Genomic DNA, 3,695 nt, shown 5'->3' on the forward strand with positions numbered 1-3,695 from the left:
GTTCAGAAAAACCTGAACCGCGCTTCCGACGCTCTGTCGACTTCGATGCAGCGCCTGTCTTCCGGCCTGAAAATCAACAGCGCTAAAGACGACGCCGCTGGCCTGCAGATCGCTACCCGTATGACTTCCCAGATCCGTGGTGGCAACCAGGCGATCCAGAACGCCAACGACGGTATCTCCGTTGCTCAGACCGCTGAAGGCGCTCTGCAAGCTTCGACCGACATTCTGCAGCGTATGCGTGAACTGGCTGTTAAAGCCCGTACCGGTACCAACGGCAGCATCGACCAGAAAGCAACCAACGACGAATTCGCCCAGATGTCGGACGAACTGACTCGTATCTCTGCTTCCACCAACCTGAACGGCAAAAACCTGCTGGACGGTTCGGCTGGTACTGTGACCCTGCAAGTGGGCGCAAACACCGGTTCGGCTAACCACATCGACCTGGTACTGAGCTCCAAGTTCGACGCCGTCAGCCTGTCCGTAGGTAGCGGTACTGTAGTTCTGACCGGTGCAAGCGTATCGGGCGCTGCTGCCAACATCGACAACGCAATCACCGCGATCGACGCTGCAATTGCAACGATCAACAGCACTCGTTCGAGCCTGGGTGCTTCGCAAAACCGTCTGACCAGCACCATCTCCAACCTGCAAAACATCGTTGAGAACACCACTGCTGCACAGGGTCGTGTACAAGACACCGACTTCGCCGCAGAAACTGCTAACCTGACCAAGCAGCAAACTCTGCAGCAGGCTTCGACCTCCGTACTGGCTCAAGCCAACCAACTGCCTTCCGCTGTACTGAAGCTGCTTCAGTAATTTCGGAATGAGTTCGGGCGAGGGAGTGCGCTAGTCGCGCTCTCTCGCCTTTTTTCGTTAGGAGGTGATGAGCATGGACATGAGCGTCAAGCTTAACCAGTCTTATCCGGCTCCCAAGCCAGTAACGCCGGTTGCTGACAAACCGTCAGAGACGCCTAAGGTCGTGAAGGCTGAAGCTCCGGCCGCTGCCAAGAGTCAGGATACGGACGATGCCAAGTTGAAGCTGGCGGTGCAGGAGATCGAGAAGTTCGTTCAATCGATCAAGCGCAATCTGGAGTTCTCCATCGACGAACATTCCGGAAAGGTCATCGTCAAGGTGATCGCAAGCGAGACGGGTGAGGTTGTTCGACAGATTCCCTCCGCGGAAGCCCTCAAGCTGGCAGACAGTCTCGCGAACGCGAGTCACGTATTGTTCGACGCCAAAGTCTGATAGCTGGCATGAATAGTGTTTGTCCGTTCTCAGGACGCGTGTAACGGTCAAAAGAATGGCAACAATCTGAAGGGAGATGCACATGGCAAGTCCAATTCTACCGGGTTCCGGACTGGGTTCCGGCCTGGACATCGGTGCGATCGTCACTGCGCTGGTCAATGCCGACAAGGCGCCGAAGCAGACGCAGATCGATACCGCGACCAAAGTCAACACGCTGAAGATTTCCGGTGTCGGCTCGCTGAAGAGTGCATTGACCGCGTTCCAGACGGCGATGACCAACCTGGGCAGCAAGACCAATCCTGCATTTGCCGGTTTCACCGCGACTTCGAACAATGCCACTCTGAGCGCGACGTCCGACAGCACCGCTGTGACGGGCAATTACAACGTTGTTGTCAGTCAATTGGCCACTGGCTCGAAAATCGCCAGCGCCTCTTTCGCCGGCGGTGCCGCCAGTGCCATTCCGAGTGGTACCCTGAAAATCAGTCAGAATGGCACTGATTACAATGTCGACATTCCTGCCAATGCCACGTTGCAGACCACCCGCGACGCCATCAACAAGGCTCAGGGCGCAAACGGGATTTCCGCCAACATCGTGACCGACAGCTCTGGTGCTTCGCGCCTGGTGATCAGTTCGAGCAAGACCGGCGAAGGTTCTGACCTTAAGGTGAGCGGCATTGCCGGTCTGGAAATCGATGGTACCCAGCCGATGGGCCTTAACCCGGCCGCAGGCGCTTCAGGGGCCGTCAATGATGTTGCGAAAAACGCCAAGCTGACCATCGATGGCCTTGCGGTCACCAGCAAAAGCAACACGGTGAGCGGTGCAATCAGTGGTCTGACCCTGAATCTGACGACTGTCAGCCCTGTCACCGGTGCCGTTGCGACTCCGACTGTTGTCACCGTGGATGCCAACACCAAAGGGTTGCAGACATCGATTCAGTCGTTCGTCGACGCTTACAACACGTTGAAGACGACCATCGACACGCTGTCCAAGGCGACGCCGGATGCGGATGGCAAGCTGACTGTGCAAGCAGCATTCACAGGTGACGCGATGCCGCGCTCGCTGATTGCCGATATTCGTGGTCAGTTGACTGCGGAAGGCGCCGGCGGTCCGTTGGCGGTGCTGTCCCAGTTGGGTGTGATGACTGACCGCAACACCGGCAACCTGACGTTCGATACCAATGCCTTCAACAAAACCATGGCGCAGCCAGGCATGACCGGCCAGGTTCAGCAGTTGTTCAACGGCACCAACGACACCAATGGTTTGCTGGCGCGTATGAACAAGGCTGTTGATCCGTATCTCAAGCCACCGGCGGGAGAGCTCAAAGGTGTCAGTCTGCTTGATCAGCGCATGGCCATTCTCACCAAAAACACCCGAAACCTGACCGACCAGCAAGCGGCGCTGGACTTGCGTGTCGCCAACCTGACCAAGACGTTGACTGCCAAGTACAACGCCATGGACTTGCTGGTAGGGCAGATGAAGGCGACGGCGAGCAACATTACGTCGTTCTTCAGCTCGCTGACCGCTCAGCAGTCTGCGAAGTAACAGGCAGGCACGACAAAAACCCGGCTACGCTTTATCGGCGTGTGCCGGGTTTTTGTCTTTTGATCTAAAGTTCTCTGATTCGTTGGCGATACACTGGATATACGAGTCATTGTGGCAATGAGGTAGAACATGAATCCGATGTTAGCCCTTCGGCAATACCAGAAAGTCGGCGCGCATGCACAGACGTCCGAAGCGAGCCCGCACCGTTTGGTGCAAATGTTGATGGAAGGTGGCCTGGGGCGTATTGCCGAGGCCAAGGGCGCCATCGAGCGCAAGGATATTGCTGCCAAATGCACGGCCATCAGCAAGGCCGTGGGCATTATCGGTGGCCTGTGTGAAGGCCTGGATCTGGAAAACAGCGCGGATTCGGTAGGTGAGCTTAACCAGCTCTACATCTACATGATGAAGCGACTCGCCGAAGCCAACGCCAAGAGTGATCCACGGATTCTCGACGAAGTTGCCGGCCTGCTGCGCACCGTAAAAGAAGGCTGGGACGGCATTGCTCCACCAGGCCCGCAGTTTTAAGGAGAGCACCATGAGTCTTGTATTGCAGCGAATTGCCGATACCCGTGAAGCGTTGGTCGGTGCCTTGGCCGAGCGCAACTGGGAAGCCATTGGCGAGCTGGATCTGGCTTGCCGTTCCTGCATGGAAGACGTCATGGCCGAGGCCTCGCTGGACGAGGTCGCGTTGCGCGATAACCTTGAGGAGTTGCTCCATGTCTACAAGGAGCTTCTTGAGGCGGCCATGGGTGAGCGGCAAGCGATAGCCAACGAGATGTCGCAGATCACCCAAGCGCAAAAGGCGGCAAAGGTTTACCATCTGTTTGGTTAATTAACCTCCAGTTAATCCAGACATGTGCGCCATAAATTTGACTGTGCACGGTTTTTTGACTTAACTAGTGGCTGTTT

At 56.4% G+C, this 3,695-nt stretch carries 5 protein-coding genes; all 5 read left to right on the top strand.

Features of this window, described 5'->3' with window-relative positions:
- Nucleotides 1-813, top strand: an 813-nt coding sequence (locus tag ACIONG_RS24915) for a flagellin domain-containing protein (RefSeq protein WP_401303326.1), incomplete at its 5' end; no start/stop codon positions are given.
- Nucleotides 814-886: 73 nt separating this feature from the next.
- Nucleotides 887-1,243: a flagellar protein FlaG gene (locus ACIONG_RS24920; protein ID WP_103305361.1), complete on the top strand. Its 357-nt coding sequence runs from the start codon at nt 887-889 to the stop codon at nt 1,241-1,243.
- An 82-nt stretch (nt 1,244-1,325) separates the two neighbouring features.
- On the top strand, nt 1,326-2,786 hold the full coding sequence (gene fliD / locus ACIONG_RS24925) for a flagellar filament capping protein FliD (RefSeq protein ID WP_401303329.1): 1,461 nt from the start codon (nt 1,326-1,328) through the stop codon (nt 2,784-2,786).
- A gap of 129 nt (nt 2,787-2,915) precedes the next feature.
- The gene (gene fliS, locus ACIONG_RS24930; RefSeq protein WP_103305363.1) at nt 2,916-3,311 is read left to right on the top strand and encodes a flagellar export chaperone FliS; all 396 of its coding nucleotides are present in this window, start codon (nt 2,916-2,918) and stop codon (nt 3,309-3,311) included.
- Nucleotides 3,312-3,321: 10 nt separating this feature from the next.
- Nucleotides 3,322-3,618 (top strand): flagellar protein FliT, encoded by a 297-nt coding sequence (locus ACIONG_RS24935; protein ID WP_103305364.1) that lies wholly within the window; start codon nt 3,322-3,324, stop codon nt 3,616-3,618.
- Nucleotides 3,619-3,695 lie beyond the last annotated feature (77 nt).

It is taken from the genome of Pseudomonas sp. NPDC087817, assembly GCF_044742875.1.
GTDB lineage: Bacteria > Pseudomonadota > Gammaproteobacteria > Pseudomonadales > Pseudomonadaceae > Aquipseudomonas.

Coding starts and splice junctions, on each gene's coding strand:
- ACIONG_RS24935 (WP_103305364.1), top strand. CDS start 3,322: ATGAGTCTTGTATTGCAGCGAATTGCCGATACCCGTGAAGCGTTGGTC.
- fliS (WP_103305363.1), top strand. CDS start 2,916: ATGAATCCGATGTTAGCCCTTCGGCAATACCAGAAAGTCGGCGCGCAT.
- fliD (WP_401303329.1), top strand. CDS start 1,326: ATGGCAAGTCCAATTCTACCGGGTTCCGGACTGGGTTCCGGCCTGGAC.
- ACIONG_RS24920 (WP_103305361.1), top strand. CDS start 887: ATGGACATGAGCGTCAAGCTTAACCAGTCTTATCCGGCTCCCAAGCCA.